The 20,745-nt window shown below is 67.8% G+C and carries 20 protein-coding genes; 5 read left to right on the top strand and 15 right to left on the bottom strand.

Annotation, left to right across the window (positions count from 1 at the left end):
* Positions 1 to 15: 15 nt before the first annotated feature.
* The 9 genes from leuA to hrcA all read right to left on the bottom strand — a co-directional run bounded on the left by leuA (position 16) and on the right by hrcA (position 9,050).
* Positions 16 to 1,788 carry a 2-isopropylmalate synthase gene (gene leuA, locus AC0J5J_RS01975; protein ID WP_134423185.1) on the bottom strand — a complete coding sequence of 591 codons (1,773 nt, stop codon included), beginning with the start codon at positions 1,786 to 1,788 and terminating at the stop codon, positions 16 to 18.
* A 156-nt stretch (positions 1,789 to 1,944) separates the two neighbouring features.
* On the bottom strand, positions 1,945 to 2,847 hold the full coding sequence (era, locus tag AC0J5J_RS01970) for a GTPase Era (protein ID WP_134423183.1): 903 nt from the start codon (positions 2,845 to 2,847) through the stop codon (positions 1,945 to 1,947).
* Entirely contained in the window at positions 2,840 to 4,156 is a 1,317-nt protein-coding gene (locus tag AC0J5J_RS01965; RefSeq protein WP_474899234.1) for a hemolysin family protein, read from the bottom strand. Before AC0J5J_RS01965 ends, era begins: the two co-directional genes overlap by 8 nt.
* Positions 4,153 to 4,620 carry an rRNA maturation RNase YbeY gene (gene ybeY, locus AC0J5J_RS01960; RefSeq protein ID WP_474899232.1) on the bottom strand — a complete coding sequence of 156 codons (468 nt, stop codon included), beginning with the start codon at positions 4,618 to 4,620 and terminating at the stop codon, positions 4,153 to 4,155. The genes AC0J5J_RS01965 and ybeY overlap by 4 nt, the downstream gene beginning before the upstream one ends.
* Positions 4,617 to 5,633: a PhoH family protein gene (locus AC0J5J_RS01955; RefSeq protein WP_241972627.1), complete on the bottom strand. Its 1,017-nt coding sequence runs from the start codon at positions 5,631 to 5,633 to the stop codon at positions 4,617 to 4,619. Before AC0J5J_RS01955 ends, ybeY begins: the two co-directional genes overlap by 4 nt.
* 67 nt (positions 5,634 to 5,700) lie before the next feature.
* Positions 5,701 to 6,075 (bottom strand): HIT domain-containing protein, encoded by a 375-nt coding sequence (locus tag AC0J5J_RS01950; RefSeq protein ID WP_134423175.1) that lies wholly within the window; start codon positions 6,073 to 6,075, stop codon positions 5,701 to 5,703.
* A gap of 20 nt (positions 6,076 to 6,095) precedes the next feature.
* Complete coding sequence (locus tag AC0J5J_RS01945; protein ID WP_474899230.1) at positions 6,096 to 6,836, bottom strand: 16S rRNA (uracil(1498)-N(3))-methyltransferase; 741 nt, start codon at positions 6,834 to 6,836, stop codon at positions 6,096 to 6,098.
* A 6-nt stretch (positions 6,837 to 6,842) separates the two neighbouring features.
* Complete coding sequence (gene dnaJ, locus AC0J5J_RS01940; RefSeq protein ID WP_134423171.1) at positions 6,843 to 7,961, bottom strand: molecular chaperone DnaJ; 1,119 nt, start codon at positions 7,959 to 7,961, stop codon at positions 6,843 to 6,845.
* A gap of 66 nt (positions 7,962 to 8,027) precedes the next feature.
* Positions 8,028 to 9,050 carry a heat-inducible transcriptional repressor HrcA gene (hrcA, locus tag AC0J5J_RS01935; protein ID WP_134423169.1) on the bottom strand — a complete coding sequence of 341 codons (1,023 nt, stop codon included), beginning with the start codon at positions 9,048 to 9,050 and terminating at the stop codon, positions 8,028 to 8,030.
* A gap of 167 nt (positions 9,051 to 9,217) precedes the next feature.
* On the opposite strand from hrcA, the gene AC0J5J_RS01930 reads away from it, so the two are divergent.
* Entirely contained in the window at positions 9,218 to 9,664 is a 447-nt protein-coding gene (locus tag AC0J5J_RS01930; RefSeq protein ID WP_474899228.1) for a DUF4870 domain-containing protein, read from the top strand.
* 38 nt (positions 9,665 to 9,702) lie between these two features.
* Positions 9,703 to 10,077: a DUF4870 domain-containing protein gene (locus AC0J5J_RS01925; RefSeq protein WP_134423165.1), complete on the top strand. Its 375-nt coding sequence runs from the start codon at positions 9,703 to 9,705 to the stop codon at positions 10,075 to 10,077.
* Between the two features lie 92 nt (positions 10,078 to 10,169).
* On the opposite strand, the gene hemW is transcribed toward AC0J5J_RS01925, so the two are convergent.
* Genes hemW through lepA form a run of 3 tightly spaced genes read right to left on the bottom strand, consistent with a single transcriptional unit; the run spans position 10,170 to position 13,900 of the window.
* A complete protein-coding gene (gene hemW, locus AC0J5J_RS01920; protein WP_474899226.1) occupies positions 10,170 to 11,396 on the bottom strand; it encodes a radical SAM family heme chaperone HemW in 1,227 nt (408 codons plus the stop codon).
* 4 nt (positions 11,397 to 11,400) lie between these two features.
* On the bottom strand, positions 11,401 to 12,048 hold the full coding sequence (locus AC0J5J_RS01915) for a DUF1990 family protein (protein WP_474899224.1): 648 nt from the start codon (positions 12,046 to 12,048) through the stop codon (positions 11,401 to 11,403).
* A 4-nt stretch (positions 12,049 to 12,052) separates the two neighbouring features.
* Positions 12,053 to 13,900: a translation elongation factor 4 gene (gene lepA, locus AC0J5J_RS01910; protein WP_134423159.1), complete on the bottom strand. Its 1,848-nt coding sequence runs from the start codon at positions 13,898 to 13,900 to the stop codon at positions 12,053 to 12,055.
* Between the two features lie 107 nt (positions 13,901 to 14,007).
* Between lepA and AC0J5J_RS01905 the strand changes: the two genes are divergently transcribed.
* The 3 genes from AC0J5J_RS01905 (at position 14,008) to rpsT (ending at position 16,546) form a co-directional block, all read left to right on the top strand.
* Positions 14,008 to 15,273 carry an HNH endonuclease gene (locus tag AC0J5J_RS01905; protein ID WP_474899223.1) on the top strand — a complete coding sequence of 422 codons (1,266 nt, stop codon included), beginning with the start codon at positions 14,008 to 14,010 and terminating at the stop codon, positions 15,271 to 15,273.
* Between the two features lie 144 nt (positions 15,274 to 15,417).
* Positions 15,418 to 16,164 carry an alpha/beta fold hydrolase gene (locus AC0J5J_RS01900; RefSeq protein ID WP_474899221.1) on the top strand — a complete coding sequence of 249 codons (747 nt, stop codon included), beginning with the start codon at positions 15,418 to 15,420 and terminating at the stop codon, positions 16,162 to 16,164.
* A 118-nt stretch (positions 16,165 to 16,282) separates the two neighbouring features.
* A complete protein-coding gene (rpsT, locus tag AC0J5J_RS01895) occupies positions 16,283 to 16,546 on the top strand; it encodes a 30S ribosomal protein S20 (protein ID WP_104100003.1) in 264 nt (87 codons plus the stop codon).
* Positions 16,547 to 16,649: 103 nt separating this feature from the next.
* Here rpsT and AC0J5J_RS01890 read toward each other — a convergent pair whose 3' ends face one another.
* The 3 genes from AC0J5J_RS01890 to AC0J5J_RS01880 are packed head-to-tail and all read right to left on the bottom strand — an operon-like array spanning position 16,650 to position 20,691.
* Positions 16,650 to 16,988 carry a YciI family protein gene (locus AC0J5J_RS01890; RefSeq protein ID WP_474899220.1) on the bottom strand — a complete coding sequence of 113 codons (339 nt, stop codon included), beginning with the start codon at positions 16,986 to 16,988 and terminating at the stop codon, positions 16,650 to 16,652.
* Between the two features lie 56 nt (positions 16,989 to 17,044).
* Positions 17,045 to 18,088 (bottom strand): DNA polymerase III subunit delta, encoded by a 1,044-nt coding sequence (gene holA, locus AC0J5J_RS01885; protein WP_474899218.1) that lies wholly within the window; start codon positions 18,086 to 18,088, stop codon positions 17,045 to 17,047.
* 41 nt (positions 18,089 to 18,129) lie between these two features.
* On the bottom strand, positions 18,130 to 20,691 hold the full coding sequence (locus tag AC0J5J_RS01880; protein ID WP_474899217.1) for a ComEC/Rec2 family competence protein: 2,562 nt from the start codon (positions 20,689 to 20,691) through the stop codon (positions 18,130 to 18,132).
* Between the last annotated feature and the right edge of the window lie 54 nt (positions 20,692 to 20,745).

The following is a 20,745-nucleotide window of genomic DNA, read 5'->3' as shown; positions in this document are numbered from 1 at the left end:
TCAGGTGCGGAGGGTTCAGGCGGTCGCGTCGGCCAGGGTGCGTGCAGCGGACTCGGCACGGATGCCGCGGTTGACCGCCGAGACGACCGATTTGAGTGACGCCGTGGAGATGTCCGCGTCGATGCCGACACCCCAATAGCGCTTGCCGTTGACGTCGAGTTCGACGTAGGCCGCGGCGAGGGCGTCGCCGCCGGCGGACATGGCGTGCTCCACGTAGTCGTAGAGCGTGATGGCGATTCCACGTTCGGCCATGACGCCGAGGAATGCGGCGATCGGACCGTTGCCCGAACCGACCGCACTGGCGACGCTGGTGTCGTCGCGCAGGTCGACGGACAGCTCCACCGAACCGGAAAGGTCACTCGACGTGCGCGTGGCGTGCAGCTCGAATCGGCCCCACTTCGCATCGGGCGTGGTCTGGCTGGCCGGCAGGTACTCGTCGTTGAAGATCTCCCAGATCTGCTCGCTCGTGACCTCGCCACCCTCCTGGTCGGTCTTGGACTGCACGACGCCGGAGAACTCGATCTGCAGTTTGCGCGGCAGGTCGAGCGCATGGTCGGTCTTGAGCAGGTAGGCCACGCCACCCTTGCCCGACTGTGAGTTGACCCGGATCACCGCTTCATAGCTGCGGCCGAGGTCCTTCGGGTCGATCGGCAGGTACGGGACCGCCCAGACCAGGTCATCGACGCTGCAGCCCTGCGTGGCGGCATCCGCGGCCATGGCCTCGAAGCCCTTTTTGATGGCGTCCTGGTGCGAACCGCTGAACGCCGTGAAGACCAGGTCGCCGGCCCAGGGGCTGCGCTCGGGCACGGGCAGCTGATTGCAGTACTCCGCCGTGCGCTTGACCTCATCGATGTTGCTGAAGTCGATCTGCGGGTCGATGCCCTGCGTGAACAGGTTCACGCCCAGAGCGACCAGGTCGACGTTGCCGGTGCGTTCGCCGTTGCCGAACAGGCAGCCTTCGATGCGATCCGCGCCGGCCAGGTAGCCCAACTCCGCGGCCGCGATGGCGGTGCCGCGGTCGTTGTGCGGGTGCAGGGAGATGAGCACGTTCTCGCGGTGGGCGAGGTGGCGGCCCATCCACTCGATCGAGTCGGCGTAGACGTTCGGCGTGGCCATCTCGACGGTTGCGGGCAGGTTGATGATGACCTTGCGCTCGGGGGTGGGCTCGAGGATCTCGAGGACCTGGTTGCAGACGTCGACGGCGAATTCGAGCTCGGTGCCGGTGTAGCTCTCCGGGGAGTACTCGTAGTAGACCGTGGTGCCGGGAACGGTGGCCTCGGCCGCACGGCACAGGCGTGCACCAGCCAGGGCGATGTCGATGATGCCCTGCTTGTCCTCGCGGAACACGACCTCGCGCTGCAGCACACTGGTGGAGTTGTACAGGTGCACGATGGCCTGCCTGGCGCCGGCGATCGACTCGTAGGTGCGCCGGATCAGGTGCTCGCGCGCCTGGGTGAGCACCTGGATGGTCACGTCGTCGGGGATGGCGTTGTCGTCGATCAGGCTGCGCACGAAGTCGAAGTCGGTCTGGCTGGCCGACGGGAAGCCGACCTCGATCTCCTTGTAACCCATCCGCACCAGCATGTCGAACATGATGCGCTTGCGCTCGGGGCTCATCGGGTCGATCAGCGCCTGGTTGCCGTCGCGCAGGTCGACGGCGCACCAGCGCGGCGCCGCGGTGATGTGCTTGGTCGGCCAGGTGCGGTCGGGCAGTTCGACCCGGAACTGCTCCTGATACGGGCGGTACTTATGGATCGGCATCCGGGATGCGGTCTGGTTGTTCTTCATGATCTGTGATCTCCTCGCGAATGGTGGGTAGCCAACGACGAACTCCGCGACGAGGGAGGCCTCAGATTAGGACTCGTCGCGGCAGCGAAGAAGGAGCGCACCGAAAAACATAAGTGCAGGCTACCACCCTCCGCCGGGAGGATCACCCCCTGGCTTCTAGAAGCCGAGGCGTCCGAGCTGTTTCGGATCGCGCTGCCATTCCTTGGCGACCTTGACCCGGAGGGAGAGGAAGACCCGCTTGCCCACGAGAGGTTCGATCTGCTTGCGGGCGCGCATGCCGACATCCTTCAGCCGGCTGCCCGACTTGCCGATGATGATCCCCTTCTGGCTGTCGCGCTCGACGAACAGGTTCGCGTAGATCTCCACGAGTTCCTGGTCGTCGCGCTCGATGATGTCGTCGATGGTCACGGCGATCGAGTGCGGCAACTCGTCGGTGACGCCCTCGAGCGCGGCCTCGCGGATGTACTCGGAAATGCGCGACTCGAGGCTCTCATCGGTGACCGCGTCGGCCGGGTAGAGCGGGGCATCCGACAGGGGCAGCAGGCGCAGCAGCTCCGCGCTGAGGATATCGAGCTGGATGCGGCTGGTCGCCGAGATCGGCACGATCGCCTCCCAGTCGCGCAGCTGCGAGACCGCGAGGAGCTGGTTCGCGACGCTGGTCTTGGAGGACATGTCGATCTTGGTGACGATGGCCACCTTCCTGGCACGCGGGAAGTTGTCGAGCTGCTCGTTGATGAACTTGTCGCCCGGGCCGATCGGCTCGTTGGCCGGGATGCACAGGCCCACCACGTCAACACCGGACAGGGTGGACTGCACGAGGCTGTTCAGTCGCTCGCCGAGCAGGGTGCGCGGCTTGTGGATGCCGGGGGTGTCGACCAGGATCAGCTGGCCGTTCTTCTGGTGCACGATGCCACGGATGGCGCGCCGGGTGGTCTGAGGCTTCGACGACGTGATCGCGACCTTCTCCCCCACCAGTGCGTTCGTCAGGGTGGACTTGCCCACGTTGGGGCGTCCGACAAAGGACACGAATCCCGCTCGGAATCCATCTTGTTCAGTCATGACCGTTCACTCTCTCATCGTCCGACACTCCGAGGAATGCGTTCTGCGCGTCAATCAGCGCTTGGTCTCGTTCAACCAGCACGGTGCTGATTCGTTTGCGGCGGCCCTCGGTTCGTTCGGCGGTGAGGATCAACCCGCTGGTCTTCGCGACCGAGCCCGCGACCGGGAGCCGGCCGAGCGCCTTGGCCAGCAGGCCACCCACCGAGTCGACCTCGTCGTCGTCCAGTTCCAGGTCGAACAGTTCGCCGAGTTCGTCGACCGGGAGCCGGGCGCTCACCCGGAAGCGACCGTTGCCGAGGTCTTCGACCTCCACGACGTCGCGGTCGTACTCGTCGGAGATATCCCCCACGAGTTCCTCGATCAGGTCCTCGAGGGTGACAAGTCCAGCGATCCCACCATACTCGTCGACCACCATGGCGAGGTGGTTCGACTCGAGCTGCATCTGACGGAGCAGGGCATCGGCCTTCTTCGATTCGGGCACGAACACGGCGGGGCGCTCCAGCTCGCGCACCGTGAGGCTTTCCACGTTGGGTGGACGTTCGTAGACGAGACGGGCCACATCACGCAGATACAGGATGCCCGTGACGTCGTCGACCTCACCGTCGATGACCGGCACCCGGGAGAAACCCTTGCTCAGGAAGAGCCCCATCGCCGCACCGAGCGATGAGTCGGCCTCGATGGTGACCATGTCGGTGCGCGGGATCATGATCTCGCGAACGACGGTCTCGTTGAACTCGAAGATGGAGTGGATCAGTTCCCGGTCGTCCTCCTCGAGCACGTCGAGCTCGGTCGCCTCGTCGACCATGCTGAGCAGCTGGTCCTCCGACGTGAACGTGGCCAGGCGGGTACGCCCGGGCGTGACCCGGTTGCCGAGAGCCACGAGCGCGTTCGCGATCGGCCCGAGCAGCACCCGGAGGAAATGCACCAGAGGTGCGGTCGCGGCGAGCAGCTCCACCGGGTGAGCCCGGCCCACGCTGCGCGGACTGGCGCCGACGAGAACGAACGAGACGGCCGTCATCAGCAGGGAGGACAGCAGCAGTGCCAGCCACAGCTCCTCGATCGTGGTCGCGAAGACGAGGGTGACCAGCACGGCCGCCGTGGTCTCGGCGATGATCCGCACGAAGCTGATCGTGTTCAGGTGCGCCCCGGTGTCCGCGGCGATCGCCGTCAGGGAGCGTCTGGCCCGCGACTTCGCGGCCAGGTCCGAGATGTCGGCCCGGGACTGAATGGTGATGGCGGAGTCCACCGCGGCCATCAGACCGCCGAAGGCGACCAACAGGACGGCCGACGTGAGAAACCACCCGATCATCGGTCGCGAAGTCGTTCCTGCAGGGCGAAGCCGATCAGGATGTCGCGCTGGATGCCGAACATTTCCTTCTCTTCGTCGGGTTCCGCGTGATCGAACCCGAGCAGGTGCAGCACACCGTGCGTCGTAAGCAGGAGCAGCTCCTCGAGGGTGCTGTGCCCGGCGGTTTCGGCCTGCCCCTGAGCCACCTGCGGGCAGAGCACGATGTCGCCCAGGAGGCCCGGAGGGGTGAGGGCGTCTTCGGTGCCCGGCCGCAGTTCATCCATCGGAAAGCTGAGCACGTCGGTGGGGCCGGGCTCGTCCATCCACTGCACGTGCAGCTGTTCCATCGCACCCTCGTCGACGAGCACGATGGCCAGTTCCGCGTCGGGGTGCACATGCATGGAGTCCAGAGCGTAGGCCGCGAGACGCAGGATGGTGGCCTCATCGACCGCTATGGTCGATTCGTTGTTGATTTCGATGCTCAAGAGGATCTCCGTTTCGGAAGGCGTTCGCGGGGAGTGTTGGGGCGACCGGGCCCGCGATTGGCGAATTCACGCGCCTGATCGCTTTCGTAGCGGTCGGCCTGCTTCTGCGCGTCGTACTCGGTCCAGGCGTCGACGATGCGGCCCACGAGAGAATGCCGCACGACGTCGGCACTGGTCAGGCGCACGAAACGGATGTCGTCGACCTGGTCGAGTACGCGGCTCACCAGGCGCAGCCCGCTGGAGCCGGCCGGCAGGTCGATCTGGGTCACGTCCCCGGTCACGACCATTTTCGAGCCGAAGCCGAGCCGGGTGAGGAACATCTTCATCTGCTCAGGGGTGGTGTTCTGCGCCTCGTCGAGCACGACGAAGGACGAATTGAGCGTGCGACCGCGCATATACGCCAGCGGGGCCACCTCGATGGTTCCGGCGGCCAGCAGCTTGGGCACGAGCTCGGGGTCCATCATCTCGTTCAGGGCGTCGTAGAGCGGGCGCAGGTACGGGTCGATCTTGTCGGTGAGACTGCCCGGCAGGAAGCCGAGGCGTTCCCCGGCCTCGACGGCCGGACGGGTGAGGATGATGCGGTCGACCTCTTTGCGCTGCAGCGCCTGCACTGCCTTCGCCATCGCCAGATAGGTCTTGCCGGTGCCGGCCGGCCCGATGCCGAACACGATGGTGTCGGAGTCGATGGCGTCGACGTACTGCTTCTGGCCGAGGGTCTTGGCCCGGATGCTCTTGCCCCGGGAGCTGAGGATGGCCGGGCCGAGGCGTTCGGACGGGCTCGTGGAACTGTCCTCGTGCAGCATCCGTGCTGATGTGCTGACCTCGGATTCGGCGAGGTCACGGCCGCCGCGCACCATCAGCAGCAGCTCTTCGATCAGGCGGCGGGCGGCCTCGACGTGCTCGGTCGCACCGGTGAGGGTGATCTCGTTGCTGCGCACGTGCACACTGACGCCGGGGTGTTCCTTCTCGACGGTGGCGAGCAGCCGGTCATCGGCTCCCAGCAGGCGCACCATGGCGACGCCGTCGACCGTGATGCGCGCCTCGGCCTGGCCGGGCTCGCTCGAACCGGGGAGCTGGGACTCAGCGGAAGCCAAGCGTGCCCTCCTCGAGGGTGCCGCCCGCTGCCTGCGGGGCGAGCAGATGGGCGTGCACGTGGAAGACGGTCTGGCCGACGGTTTCACCGGTGTTGAAAACCAGGCGGAACTGGCCGTTGGACAGTGTGGCGGCAAGGCCACTGGCCACGGCGACGATTTCGGCGAGCAGGCCGGGGTCCCCCGCGGCGAGCTCGACCACGTTGGCGTACTCGGAGGTCTTCGGTGTGATCACCACGTGCACGGGGGCCTGCGGGGCGATGTCGTTGAAGGCGATCACGCGATCGGTTTCGGCGACGATGGTCGCCGGGATCTCGCGCGAGGCGATGCGGCTGAAGATGGACGGTTCTCCGGTGGAAGACATGTCTCTATCTTAAGCGCGCGTTACCAGCGGCCGAGCGTGGCGTTCAGGATGGACAGGGCGGCCGGGCCGGCGGTGGAGGTGCGCAGCACGTTGTCGCCGAGCCGCACCCGGGTGGCCCCGGCTTGTTCGAGCAGCGTGAGCTCCGCCGGGGCGATGCCGCCCTCGGGGCCGACGACGAGCAGGATCTCCCGGTCGTCGGTGGGAGCAGCCTGCGAGGTCAGGCGTTCGGTCGCCGTGGGCTCCAGCAGCAGCATCCGGGTCGTGCCGGCGAGGGCGGCCAGCGCTTTCGTGCTGGCCAGTTCGCCGACGGTGGGCAGCCAGGCGCGGATCGACTGTTTGGAGGCCTCGCGCACGATGCTGGACCAGCGGTCACGGCCCTTTTGGATTTTGGCACCCTCCCAGCGGGTCACCGACCGGGACGCCGCCCACGGGATGACCCCGTCGATGCCGAGTTCGGTGGCGGCCTGCACGGCCAGCTCGTCCCGGTCTCCCTTGGCGAGAGCCTGGACCAGGCTGATGCGCGGGGTCAGCAGTGCCGTCACGGTCACCGTGTCCACCCGCAGGGTGAGCTGGGTCGGCTCCGCGCCGACGACGGTGGCGGAGAGCATCAGCCCGGCCCCGTTCCCGATCTGCAGGTGTTCGCCCGGGCGCACCCGGCTGACCGTGACCGCATGCCGCGCTTCGGCACCGCCGATGGCGACCTGCGCTCCGGCCACGCAATCGGCGGCGCGGAGCGCTTCATCGATGAAGAAATGTGCCATTGACGTCTAGCCGCGGAACCGATCGCGCAGCTTCGCGAACAGTCCCTGCTGGAAGGCGCTGAGCGCGGGCGCGGGGGCCTTGTGCCGGGCCGCGAAGGCCTCGATCAGCTCCCGCTCCTTGTGGTCGAGACGCACAGGCGTGGCCACGTGCACGCCGATCTTGAGATCGCCGCGCCCGTTCCCGCGCAGGCGGGTGACTCCGCGGTCCTTGACGGTGATGACCTCGGCGCTCTGCGTGCCGGCCTTGATTTCCACGTCGATGTCGCCGTCGAGAGCCTTGACGGTGGCGGTGGTGCCCAGGATGGCATCCGTCATCGGTACCTCGAGGGTGCAGAGCAGGTCATCGCCGTCACGGCTGAAGACGTCGTGGTGGCGCACCTTCATCTCGAGGTAGAGGTCGCCGTTGGGGCCGCCGGCAGGGCCGGCCTCGCCGCTGCCGGGCATCTGCAGTCGCAGGCCGGTGTCGACGCCCGCCGGAATGTCCACGGGGACCGTGCGGCGTGCGCGCACGCGGCCCTGGCCCTGGCAGGTGACGCAGGGTGTGGCGATGATGGTGCCGTAGCCGCGGCAGGAACCGCACGGGCTGGAGGTCATCACGTTGCCCAGCAGCGACCGGACGGCACGCTGGATGTTGCCGGTGCCGTGACAGATGTCGCAGGTGACCGGGGCGGTGCCGGGCTGGCAGCAGGTGCCGCTGCAGGTGCTGCAGACGATGGCCGTATCGACCTCGAGGTCGCGGTGCGTGCCGAAAATGATCTCATCGAGGTCGAGTTCGACCCGGATCAGGGCGTCCTGGCCGCGTTCGCGGCGGGACCGGGGACCACGGGTGGATCCTCCGCCGCCGAAGAAGGTCTCGAAGATGTCGCCGAAGTTGCCGTAGTTGCCGTCGAAGCCGCCTCCCCCGCCGCCGCCCGAGCGGCCGTTGCCGCCGCGGTCGTAGTTGTCGCGCTGTTTGGCGTCGCTCAGCACGTCGTAGGCGTGCGTGACCGATTTGAAGCGCTCCGACGCATCCGCCCCCGGGTTGACGTCGGGGTGGAGCTGCCGGGCGAGCTTGCGGTACGCCTTCTTGATCTCGTCGGTCGAGGCGTCGCGTGCAACGCCGAGTACTTCGTAATGGTCAGCCAAAGCTGGCTCTCCTAGGTGTGTTTGGAAACGTGGTGATTCCACGGCCGCTGGGGCCGGTGGTCCTGGTCAATTCTCGCCGAGGAGGCGTGAAAGGTAGCGGGCGACCGCGCGAACGGCCGCCATGTTGTTCGAGTAGTCCATGCGGGTGGGGCCGAGCACGCCGAGGCGGGCCAGGTTGCCTCCCTGGGAGGAGTATCCGCTGGTGAGCACGGAGGTCTCGGCCAGCCCGAAGGGGGCATTCTCCCGGCCGATGCTGACGGAGACGCCGTGCTGGTCGGAAGCCATCTCACCGAACAGGCGCAGGAGCACGACCTGTTCTTCGATGGCCTCGAGCACCGGGAAAATGCTGCCGGTGAAGTCTTCCTCGGTGCGCACGAGGTTGGCGGCCCCGGCCATCACGAGGCGGTCCTGCCGGTTCGCGCCGACCTGGTCGCGAAGGGTTCCCGTGATCAGGTCGACGGTCTCCTGCTGCTCGAACGGGCCGGTGCCGGAGGTGCCGGTCAGGGCGCTGGCGGCCTCGGACATGGCGAGGCCGACGAGGGCCGAATTGAGCCGGGACCGCAGTTCGACCAGAACGGGTTCAGCGAGCGGGCGGGGCAGGTCGACGACGCGTTGCTCGACCCGTCCGGCATCCGTGATCAGAACGGAGAGGAGGCGCGTTTCGGACAGGGGCACCAGTTCGATGTGACGCACCTTGGCGCGGGACAGCGACGGGTACTGCACGAGAGCGACCTGGTGGGTGAGCTGGGAGAGCAGCCGTACGCTGCGGGCCAGAACCTCGTCGAGGTCGGCCGACTGGCCGAGGAAGGTTTCGATCGCCTGGCGTTGGGCTGCGGATAGCGGTCGGAGATCGGCGAGGTGATCGACGAAGAGACGATAGCCCTTGTCGGTCGGGATCCGGCCCGACGAGGTGTGCGGGGCCGCGATGAGTTCTTCCTCTTCGAGCAGCGCCATGTCGTTGCGGATGGTGGCCGCTGAGACACCGAAGGAATGCCGGTCGACGATGGACTTGGACCCGACGGGTTCGCGGGAGGCGACGTAGTCCTGGACGATCACACGAAGGACTTCGAGACTGCGGTCGGACACCATGACTCTCGCCTCCTCCGTGCGTCGTGAGTGCGTCACCGGTTGGCACTCGAAGTATGTGACTGCCAATCATACCGCGACCGGCTGAGGTTCCCCATTGCTCGCCGCTGTTTTGGAGCAGTAGCTTAGGTGTGTAGCACCCCTCCCCCTGTGCACTGAAAGGCACGATCATGAGCAATTTCACCGGTCCCGGATCCGACGATCCGAATCAGGGTCAACGACCGCCGCAGCCGCCGTATCAGCCCGCGGCCCCGGGGCCGTCGGCTCCCCTGTCGCAGGCCGAGGATCGCCAGTGGGCGTCTCTGGCCCATCTCGGCGGCATCCTTATGTTCGCGCCCGCGCTCGTGCTGTACCTGGTGTTCAAAGATCGCGGACCTCTGACCAGCGTCGAGGCCAAAGAGGCACTCAATTTCCAGATCACGCTTCTGATCGGCTACGTCGGCATCAGCATCGTGTCGACGATCATCGGCTTTCTCACCTTCGGCATCGGCAGCGTACTCGGCGGTCTCGGCTGGGTGCTGTACATCGTCGGCGTGGTCTTCTCGGTGCTCGGCTACCTCCAGGCCAAGGACGGGAACCACTACCGGTACCCGTTCGCGCTGCGCCTCGTCAGCTAACCCCGGCACTCAACACTTTTCACTCAGAAGGAGCTCCGATGTCCAATTCCACCCCACCCCCGGCCACTCCGTATTCCGCGCCGGCCCCGCTGAACCCGTCGGATGAGAAGCTGTGGGCCACGTTGATCCACATCGGCGGGATTGTCTTCTCGTTCCTGCCGGCCCTGATCGGGTACGTCGTGTTCAAGGACCGTGGCCCGTTCATCCGCGCGCACGCCGCAACCGCCCTGAACTTCCAGCTCACCCTGTTGATCGCCTACGTGGTCGGCGGGGTCCTGGTCATCGTCTTCGTCGGCTTCCTGATCCTGGCGGCTGCTTCGGTACTGGCGATCGTGTTCAGCATCATGGCCGCTCTGGCCGCAAACCGGGGTGAGTACTACACGTATCCGCTGTCGATCAAGTTCGTGAACTAGGGGTCTCGACAAGCTCGACCACCGGGGCGGCTCGACCACCGCGGCGGCTCGACCACCGGGGCGGCTCGACCACCGCGGCGGCTCGACCGCGATCAGTCGGCGAGCAGGCGCCGCACGACAGCATCCGCCAGAAGGCGTCCTCTTCGGGTCAGTTCGACCGAACCGGAGAGGGCTGCCCTCGCGTCGATGAGCTCGTCGGCGATCAGCCCGGCCACCTCACGGCGCCCGAGCGGACTCAGCGAGTCGATGCGGATGCCCTCGCGGATGCGGGTGAGCAGCAGCACCCGCTCCACCTCCTGGGTGGCGGCATCAAGGGTCTCCCGGCCGGCGGCCGGTGAGTCGCCCGCGCGGATCCGGTCGCCGTAGGCCGACGGATGCTTGACGTTCCACCAGCGCACTCCACCGATGTGGCTGTGCGCCCCGGGGCCCACGCCCCACCAGTCCTGGCTGCGCCAGTAGGCGAGGTTGTGCCGGGAGCGGTGCGCGTCATCCGTCGCCCAATTGCTGACCTCGTACCAGCCGTAGCCGGCCTGAGACAACAGGTCGTCGGCCAGCTCGTAGAACTCGGCCTGCACGTCGTCGTCGACGGGCGCCAACTCGCCGCGCTTGATCTGGCGGGCCAGCTTGGTGCCCTCCTCGACGATGAGGGAATAGGCGCTGATGTGCGTGGGAGCCTGGCGGATGGCGTGCTCGAGGCTGGTGCGCCAGTCGAGCAGGGTTTCCCCCGGTGTGCCGTAGATCAGGTCGAGGGACACGTCGAGGCCGGCCTGGCGGGCCCACTGCACGACCAGCGGGACCCGCTCGGGGTCGTGGGTGCGCTCGAGGGTGGCCAGGACGCTCGGTACGGCGGACTGCATGCCGAAGGACACCCGGGTGAAGCCGGATTCGGCGAGGCGGCCGAGGTAGGCGGCGTCGACGGAGTCGGGGTTCGCCTCGGTGGTCACCTCGGCACCGGGCGCGATCCCCCAGGTGGAGCGCACGGCGTGCAGCATGCGCACCAGGTCGTCGGCCGGGAGCAGCGTGGGGGTGCCGCCGCCGAAGAAGACGGTCGCCGCCGGGCGTGCGGGCACGCCTGACTGCTCCAGGATGCGGCCGGCACCCTCCACCTCGCTGATCGCCTGACCGGCGTAGTCGTGCTGGGAGGCGCCGCGCAACTCGGTGGCGGTGTAGGTGTTGAAGTCGCAGTACCCGCAGCGCACGCGGCAGAACGGCACGTGCAGGTAGACGCCGAAGTCGCGTTCGGCGGCTCCGACGGCGGCCGATGCCGGCAGCAGACCGTCGCGGGGCGCGGGGTCGCCGAGGGGAAGGGCACTGCCCATCCGGCTAGACCGCGCCAATCGGGTGCAGGGCGCGCAGGTAGCGGGCGGTGATCTTGGACTGCTGCCGGCGCACGAGCGGCCAGCCGAGGCGGTAGAGCCAGGTGCTGGGCCGGGAGAACGCGCGGACGGTGAGCCACACCGAGTCGTCGTCGCGCTTGTCGACGACGAAGGCTTCCTCGCCGCTGGCGGGATGCCCGGCCATGGTGCCGTAGGCGAAGCCGACGCGGTCGGGCTCGTCGACCACGTAGACCACGCGCACGGGGGCGTCGATCGTGAAGGGTCCGAACTTGGTGGTGAGGTGGGCGGACATGCCGTTCACAATGTAGGGCGTGCCGTCCTCGGCGAAGATGGCCTCGTCCGGGGCCGACTTCTGGTCACGGACTGCCTGACCGTCGGCGTCGAAGACGAGCCCCGTGTACTGCTGGCCGGTGCCGTCCAGAAGATCGGTGACGGTCATACCGCTGCCGCGCTGCACACCCCACGTCATCAGTGACTTGGAGGCAAGCTGGAAGCGTTCCTCACCGCTGCCGAGGCGCACGGTGCGTTCGATGGGCCGGTAGCCCTTGGGTGGGTAGCGGAGCAGGTCGGGGGCGAGGGTGCCACCGATCGACGCGTAGGTGACGGCGGTATCCGTGAAGGTGGAGCGACGCATCCGTCTACTTCTTCTTCGGGGGCTCGTCGCCGGACAGTGCTGCGATGAACGCTTCCTGGGGTACCTCGACCCGGCCGACCATCTTCATGCGCTTCTTGCCCTCTTTCTGCTTCTCCAGCAGTTTGCGCTTGCGGGAGATGTCGCCGCCGTAGCACTTGGCGAGAACGTCTTTACGGATGGCGCTGATCGACTCGCGCGCGATGATGCGGGCACCGATCGCGGCCTGGATGGGCACATCGAACTGTTGCCTGGGGATGAGCTTGCGCAGGCGCCCGGTCATCAGCACGCCATAGTCGTAGGCCTTGTCGCGGTGCACGATCGCGCTGAACGCGTCGACCTGCTCGCCCTGCAGCAGGATGTCGACCTTGACCAGGTCGGCCTCCTGCGAGCCGATGGGCTCGTAGTCGAGCGAGCCGTAACCCGCCGTGCGGCTCTTCAGGTTGTCGAAGAAGTCGAACACGATCTCGCCGAGCGGCATCGTGTAGCGGATCTCGACCCGGTCCTCACCCAGGTAGTCCATGCCGAGCAGGGTGCCGCGGCGGCTCTGGCAGAGTTCCATGATCACGCCGACGTAGTCCTTCGGCGCGAGGATGGCCGCCTTCACGATCGGTTCCTCGACCTTGGCGATCTTGCCGTTGGGGAACTCGCTCGGGTTGGTCACCGTGACGGACTTCTTGTCGTCGGTGGTGACCTCGTAGATCACGCTGGGCGCGGTGGTGATCAGGTCGAGGCCGAATTCGCGGTCGAGACGCTCGGTGATGATCTCCAGGTGCAGCAGGCCGAGGAAACCGCAGCGGAAACCGAATCCGAGGGCGACGGATGTCTCGGGCTCGTAGACGAGGGACGCGTCGGAAAGCTTGAGCTTGTCCAGGGCCTCACGGAGGGCCGGGTAGTCGCTGCCGTCGATCGGATAGAGACCCGAGAAGACCATGGGCTTGGGCTCGGTGTAGCCGGGCAGGGCGACGGTCGCGGGGCGAAGCGCGGTGGTGACGGTGTCACCGACCTTGGACTGGCGCACATCCTTCACGCCCGTGATCAGGTAGCCGACCTCGCCGACGCCGAGGCCCTTGCTGGGCGTGGGTTCGGGAGACGTGACGCCGATCTCGAGGATCTCGTGCGTGGCCCGCGTCGACATCATCTGGATCTTCTCGCGCGGGTTCAGCTTGCCGTCGATCATGCGCACATAGGTGACGACGCCGCGGTAGCTGTCGTAGACCGAGTCGAAAATCATCGCCCGGGCGGGGGCGGCCGGGTCGCCGACCGGGGCCGGGATGAGGCTGGTGGCCCGGTCGAGCAGTTCGGCGACGCCGACACCGGTCTTGCCGGAGACCCGGAGCACGTCGTCGGGGCTGCCGCCGATCAAGCTGGCGAGCTCCTTCGCGTACTTGTCGGGGTCAGCGGCCGGGAGGTCGATCTTGTTCAGCACCGGAATTATGGTGAGGTCGTTCTCCAGCGCCAGGTAGAGGTTGGCGAGGGTCTGCGCCTCGATCCCCTGGGCGGCGTCGACGAGGAGGATGGCTCCCTCGCACGCGGCCAGGCTACGGGACACCTCGTAGGTGAAGTCCACGTGCCCGGGGGTGTCGATCATGTTCAGGGCGTAGGTCTGGCCGTCGAGTTCCCACGGCATGCGCACGGCCTGGCTCTTGATCGTGATGCCGCGCTCGCGCTCGATATCCATCCGGTCGAGGTACTGCGCGCGCATCGAACGGTCGTCCACGATGCCGGTGATCTGCAGCATCCGGTCGGCCAGCGTGGACTTGCCGTGGTCGATGTGGGCAATGATGCAGAAGTTGCGGATGAACTCGGGCGGGGTGGCGGCCGGTTCAAGCGACGTGAGGGGTCTCGGTGACATGGTCCGGCAATTCTCCCATAGCTGGCTGGGTCCCGGTTTCGCCGCGCGCGGCCGGGCCCGTCGAAGCAGTCGGAGGGAATGTCGATGGTCGCCCGTAACCTTTTGCTATGTCCACTTCGGTTGGCACCACCCAGGAGCAGCTCGGACTCCTTTTCGACGCCGTTGCGGCGGCCGACCGGGTGATCGCACGGGCCTTCGCCATGCGGTCGGCGGCCATCGACGAGGCCCGCCGGTTCAGCGAGGCTCACGCCGGGGAGATTCCGCTCAGCCCCCGCTCCCGGTGGGACCGCGATGAGATCGCGAGCCGCGAGCTCTCCAGCGAACTCGCCGCCACCCTGCGCCTGCCGGAGCCTACGGCCCTGAATCTGCTGGCCGAGAGCCGCGCCCTGGCCGAGGAGCTGCCGGCAACGCGCGAAGCCTTGCAGGAGGGCCTGATCAGCTACCGGCACGCGCAGGTCCTCGTCGGGCAGGCCTGGTCGATCCCCGCGGAGGGCCTGCCCGACTTCGAAGCGGCCCTGCTGCCCGCTGCGCAGAATCTCACCGTGGCCAAGCTCAAGCAAAAGGCGCGGGTGCTGAGAGAACGTCTGCACCCCGAGACCATCACGAAACGGCGAGCCCGGTCCATCCTCGACCGAACCTCATGGGTACAGGCCGAACCCGACGGCATGGCGACCCTGCACCTGACGACCGGAGCCGAAATGGTGCGCTCGATCTTCACCCGTGCGAATGACCTCGCGGCCAGCCTGCAGGGCCTGGAGAAACAGCAGTGCCGGGAGAACCAGCGCACACTCACCCAGCTGCGCACCGACGTTCTCAGCGATCTGCTCATCGACGGGGTCACGCCCACCGGAGTCGGCCAGGGGGTGCGGGCCACCGTTCAGGTCACTGTTTCGGTGATGACGCTCCTCGGCCACAACGAGGAACCGGGCTACCTCGAGGGCTACGGGCCGATTTCTCCCGAGACGGCCCGGGACCTGGCGTCGCGGGCACCGAGCTTCACCCGGATTCTGACCCACCCGGAGACCGGCGTAGTGCTCTCCGTGGGACGAGACAGATACAAGGTCCCCAAACGGATGCGCCGGTTCCTGCGGCTCCGAGACGAGACCTGCCGTTTCGTCGGGTGCAATAGGTCGGCGCACGGGGCCGACCTCGACCACACCCACGACTGGCATCTTCTCGGCCAAACGGCCGTCGACAATCTTGCACACCTCTGCACGGCCAATCACGCCCTCAAATCCGAGACCCGGTGGTCGGTCGCCCAAACGCCCGGCGGCATTCTCACCTGGACCTCACCAACTGGGCGGGACTTCATCACCGAACCGGCGAACCTGCTCCCTACCGGGCCTCCCCTCGAGGAACCGCCGCCGTTCTAAGCGGTGCAGAGGCCTGGTCGAAGCGTGGCGGCTGATCTGCGCGAACCGTGTGCTGTCGCTGCTGATCTGGTGCGGTAACCCGCTCGTGTCTATCATCGGCATCGCCGTCACTCTCTAGAGCCGCCGCTCGCCGAGGAGGAACGAATGTCACGCCCCATCCCGGTTCTCTTCGTGCACGGGATCCGCACGTCGGGCACCATGTGGCGGCGACAGCTCGCCCTGGTGGGCGAGGCCGGGCGTCCGGCACTCGCGATCGATCTGCCGGGACACGGCTCGCGCATGAACGAACCGTTCACCGTGGCCGGCGCCCTGGCCGCCGTCGATGAGGGCGTCGACGCCCTCGGTGGCCGGGTGCTGCTGGTCGGGCTCTCCCTCGGCGGCTACTACGCCATCGAGTACGCCGCCCGCCACCCGCAGAAGGTGGCCGGGCTCGTCGCCGCCGGCAGCTGTGCGCGACCGGCCGGCTGGCCGCTCGACGCCTATCGTCGCCTGGCCCGGCTGATCCGCCGATTTCCCGACCACGGGTTGTGGCTCCACACCACCCTCGTGCGACTGCTCCTGCCGGCAGAGGGGGCCGCCGACACGCTGGCCGGTGGCGTTCCCCTGCAGGTGATGGATGCCGCCCTCGGCGCCACCGGCACCCTCCGCCCGCTCGACAGCCTGGCTCGATACCCGGGCCCGGTGTGGCTGGTCAACGGATCGTTCGACCAGTTCCGGCTGCACGAGCGGCGTTTCCTCGCCGCCTGCCGGAACGGCCACCTCGTGATTGTCCCCCGGGCGTCGCACCTGGTCAGCCTGGCTCAACCGGAGAGGTTTGCCGTGGTGCTGACCGGCATCCTGGATCACGTCACCGCCGACCGCCCCGGACCGATTGTCGACCTGAGCGAATAACTGGTATCGTTTCCTGTTGGCTTGCGTGTTGGGTCCCACCCCACACGATTATTGCCGTACGGCGCCCTCTACCGCCACGCGGCCCATCCGAACAAGAACCTAACGAAAGCGTATAAACGTGGCAAATATCAAGTCGCAGATCAAGCGTATCGGCACCAACAAGAAGGCCCAGGAGCGCAACAAGTCGGTCAAGAGCGAGTTCAAGCGCGCTGTGCGTGCGACGCGCCTCGCGATCGCCTCGGGCGACAAGGACAAGGCTGTTGCCAGCCTCGCCGTTGCTTCGAAGAAGCTCGACAAGGCCGTCAGCAAGGGCGTCATCCACCAGAACCAGGCCGCGAACAAGAAGTCCGCGATCGCCAAGTCGGTCAACGCCCTCGTCTAGTCACCGCCTGACCTGGCTCAGGACCATTCACCGGCCCTGACCCGCGTACACGCGCAAGCCCCCTCCGTTTCGGTGGGGGCTTTCGTGCGTCCGGGCCGTGTTTCTAGCTCGCCGGGTCAAACCCGAACTCGCGGAGCTCCTGCGAGCACCGGCACGCCTGCGCGATCTTCCTCGCCCACTCGACCGCGGCCTCCCGCGTGGGTAGCTCCAACACGGTGAACCCACCCGTGAGGTCGCTCCCCGGATAGAGATTCCTGCTCACTGTCCCGTCGGCGGAGACCAGCACAGGATCGATTCCCTCGTCTATCCCGCCGCCGAACACATAGACACCAGCAGCCTTGGCCTCCTCGATCACCGCGTGGGACTCAGCGACGACGATCGGGAACTCATCGTCGGTGAGCACCATGGCGCCGCTCGGGAAGGAGATCAGGTATTTGGTCATGTCTCGATGGTGCCCGCAGGCGTGCCGGGCCGCAACGGATGCGGATAGGCGCCGGGTCAGCTCTCGCCGCGACGGGCGATCACGCCGATGAGCCGCTCGAGCGCGAAAACGGGGTCGCGCTCGGCACCCTTCACGGCGGCATCCGTTTCGGCCAGTGCCACGACACAGCGAGCCAGACCCTCGTCGGTCCAGTTGCGCAGGTCACGCTGAGCCCGCTCGACCTGCCACGGGGCGAGACCGAACTGGGACGCCAGCTGGGCCGAACCGCCGCGCACACCGCACAGCTTGGCCATGGTGCGGATCTTCATGGCGAACGCCGCCACCACCGGGACCGGGTCGGCGCCGGAGGACAGCGCATGCCGCAGGATGACGAGCGCCTCGCCCTGATGCCCGGCGATCGCCGCGTCCGCCACCTTGAACGCGTTCGCTTCGACCCGACCGCCGTAGTAGCGGTCCACGGTCGTCTCGGTCACCTCGGCGCCGACGTCGGCGATGAGCTGCTGGCACGCCGCGGAGAGTTCGGCCAGATCGCCGGAGAACGCGGCGACCAGAGACCGCAGCGCACTGGGCGTGACCCGCTTGCCGGCCGTCTTGAACTCGGCGGAGGCGAAGTCGTGCCGGTCGGTGTCCTTCTTCAGTTCCGCACAGACGACCTCGACGGCGCCGCCGACGCCGGAACGGATCGTGTCGAGCAGCTTCTTACCGCGCACCCCACCGCCGTGCCGGAGCACCACGTAGGTGTCCTCGGCCGGGTTCTGCAGGTAGTCCAGACACTCCGCGAGGAAGGTATCACTGCACTTCTCCACCGAACTGACGCGGATCAGGCGCGGCTCGCCGAAGAGGGACGGACTGGCCATGGTGAGCAACTCTCCGGGCGCATAACTGTCGGCCTGCACATCACTGATTTCCAGACTGGGATCTTCGAGCTTGAGGAAATCGCGTAACTGCCGGATGGCACGCTCGGCCAGGAAGACCTCGGTTCCGGACACCAGGACGATCGGCGCCGGACGAACCTGGTGCCAGGCCAACTGCGGAATGGCGACCGCTTTCGAGGCGCTGCGGGGTGCGGCCCGGCCGGATGAGGCGGTTCGTGCGGCCACTCGGGAATCCTTCGGTTAGGGCTGTGCGGAATTGCTTAAGACTAGCCGGGGCCGGCGACCGCCCCGTTCTTCTCCCCTCCCTTCTCCCCGCCCTCGACCCGCTCGTTCCAGATCGTCAGCGTTCCGCCGCCCTGCGGGGCCGGCGCGACCACCAGCATCCCCTGCCGGTCGGTGCGCACAGCCTGCGTGCCGGCCGCCTCGAGGGTGGCGAGGATCTCGTCGGTGGGATGTCCGTAGCCGTTCTCGCGCCCGACCGAGATCAACCCCACCGTGGCCCTCAGGTCGGCGTAGAGCTCGGGACTCTGGTCGCCGGAGCCGTGATGGGCAACCTTGACGACGTCCACCGAACCGGGCCCTGACACCCGTCGGAGCGCATCCTGGGATTCCGCACCGAGGTCACCCAGGAACAGGGAACGGATGCCCTTCCCGTCGAAGCCGATCGTCACGCTGCCGTCGTTGCCGGTCTGCATCGACGGTGCCCCGCGCACCGGCCAGAGGATCTCCCAGCGCAGGCCGCCGAGGGTGCCGGTGTCCCCGCGAGCGGCCTCCCGGATCTCGGCCCCGCCCTCGAGGAGGGCCACGTGCAGGCGCTCATCGTCGGCGTTCTCCGGGATACCGACCAACGCCCGGTCGACCCGGCCGATCACCGCCGCGGCCCCGCCGATGTGGTCCAGGTCGTAGTGGGTCAGAACGAGAAGGTCGATCCGCTCGATGCCGAGCGTGTCCAGGCACGCTGCGAGGAGGGCCGGGTCCGGTCCCACGTCGACGAGCGCGTAACGGTCGCGGTCGCGCACCACGACCGCGTCGCCCTGCCCGATGTCGCAGGCGGCGATCTGCCAGTCCTCCGGGAAGGCCACCGCCCGGCCCACACCCGAGCCGAGCAGGGTGCCGGCGTAGCTGCCGGTGGCGAACACCAGAACGGTGATCGCCGCCATCGGCCAGAGCGCAGGGCCCTGCGTGCCACCGTGCGTGCGGTCATCCGTGCGCCCGCGCAGCACGAGCCCCACCACGGCGACGGTCAGCAGCGTCGTCACGAGCACGCCGAGCACCCCACCCAGCCAGGGCAGTCGGCTGCCGGGCAACTCCGCGCTCGTGCGGGCGATGGCCGCAATCCAGGCGGCGGGAAGCCAGGCCAGGTAGAGGACTCCCCCGGCGACGGTGGGCAGCCAGGGCAGCAGCAGGCACGCGATCAGACCGACGACGGTGGCAGCCGGAGCCGCGGGACCGGCCAGAAGGTTCGCGGGCACCCCGTAGAGCGGCAGGGTGGGGCTGAGGAGTACGAGCACCGGCTGGCAGGCCAGCTGCGCCGCCAGCGGGATGGCGATCACCGCGGAGAGCCAGATCGGCAGCCAGCGGCTCAGTAACCGGGTCAGCGGCGCGGCCAGCACGAGCAGGCCGGCCGTGGCCAGCACCGAGAGGGCGAACCCGTAGCTGCGGGCCAGCCACGGATCGGCCGCCAGCAGCAGGATCACGACCAGGGCGAGCAGCGGAACGCCGCGGCCCGGCCGTCCTGACGCGATCCCGAGCAGCAGGATCGTGGCCATCAGAGCGGCGCGCAACACGCTGGGTTCGGGCGTCACGAGTACGACGAACCCGAGCAGGGTGAGCAGCGACAACCCGATCCGGATGCCACGGCGCAGTCCCAGAAATCCGGTCAGCAGCATGACACCCGCGATCACGACGGCGCAGTTCGCGCCGGAGACGGCCGTGAGATGACTGAGCGAACTCGTCTTCATCGCCGTGTCGAGGTCCGCGCCCACGGCGCTCGTGTCGCCGATTGCCAGTCCGGGCAGCAGATCGCCGCCGTCACCCGGCAACGCCGTGGCGGCGGCGGTGAAGCCCGAGCGGAGCCCACCGGCCCAGCCGAGCCACCAGGGCGGTTGCGCGACGAGTTCGGGTGGTCCCCTGCCGAACACGAGCGCGGATGCCGCGTCCCCGGCCGCCGTGAGCCGGAGGGTGGCGTCCACCCGCACGACGCTGCCGATCTGCAGGGTCGCGGCCTCGCCATGCGCAGCCTCCGCGAATACAACGACCGGAACAGACAGCGTGCCCGCACCAGCCTGCCTCTCGGCCCCGGCCGGCTCGATGCCGGTCACGGTGCCCCGGAAGCGTACCCGCGGTGACTCAGCGGAGCCGAAACCTGCCGGTCCGAAGGATGAAGCGCCGAACGACTGCGTCTGCACGGGGATTGACGACACGGTGAGAATCACCGTCAGAGCCTCCTGACTGGCGGCGCTCTCGCGCACGGTCGGCGGCAGGCGATTGGCGCCCGCGACCGTGACGGTCGACGCCACGAGGGCGGCGGCCGCACAACAGACCAGAGCCACTGCCAGTGCCTGTACCTGTGCCTGTGCCTGTGCCTGTGCCCCCATCGGTGGCCGGCCGACCAGGCCCGACCACCGGGAATCGCCGCCTCGACGTGAACCTCGTCGTCTGTGAAAGCTTGCTCGCCACGTCACCAGCCCCAGGCACCCCGCTCCGGCCCACAGGACGGCCTGGCTGCCGGGCGCCGATTCCGGGAACGCGATGAGCAGCCAGGCCGCCAGCCACGCAGACAGGGCCGGAAGCACGAGGCGCAGGTCGATCCCGGTCATGGACTCCATGGGTGGAGGTTAGATGCGCAGGCGCGGCGCGTCCCGGGGTCTCCCGCAGCCTGT

The sequence above is a fragment of the Cryobacterium sp. TS_SC_7 genome (assembly GCF_056156285.1).
The sequence above is the reverse complement of the archived record's forward strand: the minus strand, read 5'-3'. Positions and strand labels throughout refer to the sequence as shown.

Bases quoted from the DNA above. Each gene is read 5' to 3' on its own strand.
- leuA (WP_134423185.1), bottom strand. From the start codon at position 1,788: ATGAAGAACAACCAGACCGCATCCCGGATGCCGATCCATAAGTACCGC.
- era (WP_134423183.1), bottom strand. From the start codon at position 2,847: ATGACTGAACAAGATGGATTCCGAGCGGGATTCGTGTCCTTTGTCGGA.
- AC0J5J_RS01965 (WP_474899234.1), bottom strand. From the start codon at position 4,156: ATGATCGGGTGGTTTCTCACGTCGGCCGTCCTGTTGGTCGCCTTCGGC.
- AC0J5J_RS01955 (WP_241972627.1), bottom strand. From the start codon at position 5,633: ATGGTGCGCCTGCTGGGAGCCGATGACCGGCTGCTCGCCACCGTCGAG.
- AC0J5J_RS01950 (WP_134423175.1), bottom strand. From the start codon at position 6,075: ATGTCTTCCACCGGAGAACCGTCCATCTTCAGCCGCATCGCCTCGCGC.
- AC0J5J_RS01945 (WP_474899230.1), bottom strand. From the start codon at position 6,836: ATGGCACATTTCTTCATCGATGAAGCGCTCCGCGCCGCCGATTGCGTG.
- hrcA (WP_134423169.1), bottom strand. From the start codon at position 9,050: ATGGTGTCCGACCGCAGTCTCGAAGTCCTTCGTGTGATCGTCCAGGAC.
- AC0J5J_RS01930 (WP_474899228.1), top strand. From the start codon at position 9,218: ATGAGCAATTTCACCGGTCCCGGATCCGACGATCCGAATCAGGGTCAA.
- AC0J5J_RS01925 (WP_134423165.1), top strand. From the start codon at position 9,703: ATGTCCAATTCCACCCCACCCCCGGCCACTCCGTATTCCGCGCCGGCC.
- hemW (WP_474899226.1), bottom strand. From the start codon at position 11,396: ATGGGCAGTGCCCTTCCCCTCGGCGACCCCGCGCCCCGCGACGGTCTG.
- AC0J5J_RS01915 (WP_474899224.1), bottom strand. From the start codon at position 12,048: ATGCGTCGCTCCACCTTCACGGATACCGCCGTCACCTACGCGTCGATC.
- lepA (WP_134423159.1), bottom strand. From the start codon at position 13,900: ATGTCACCGAGACCCCTCACGTCGCTTGAACCGGCCGCCACCCCGCCC.
- AC0J5J_RS01905 (WP_474899223.1), top strand. From the start codon at position 14,008: ATGTCCACTTCGGTTGGCACCACCCAGGAGCAGCTCGGACTCCTTTTC.
- AC0J5J_RS01900 (WP_474899221.1), top strand. From the start codon at position 15,418: ATGTCACGCCCCATCCCGGTTCTCTTCGTGCACGGGATCCGCACGTCG.
- AC0J5J_RS01890 (WP_474899220.1), bottom strand. From the start codon at position 16,988: ATGACCAAATACCTGATCTCCTTCCCGAGCGGCGCCATGGTGCTCACC.
- AC0J5J_RS01880 (WP_474899217.1), bottom strand. From the start codon at position 20,691: ATGGAGTCCATGACCGGGATCGACCTGCGCCTCGTGCTTCCGGCCCTG.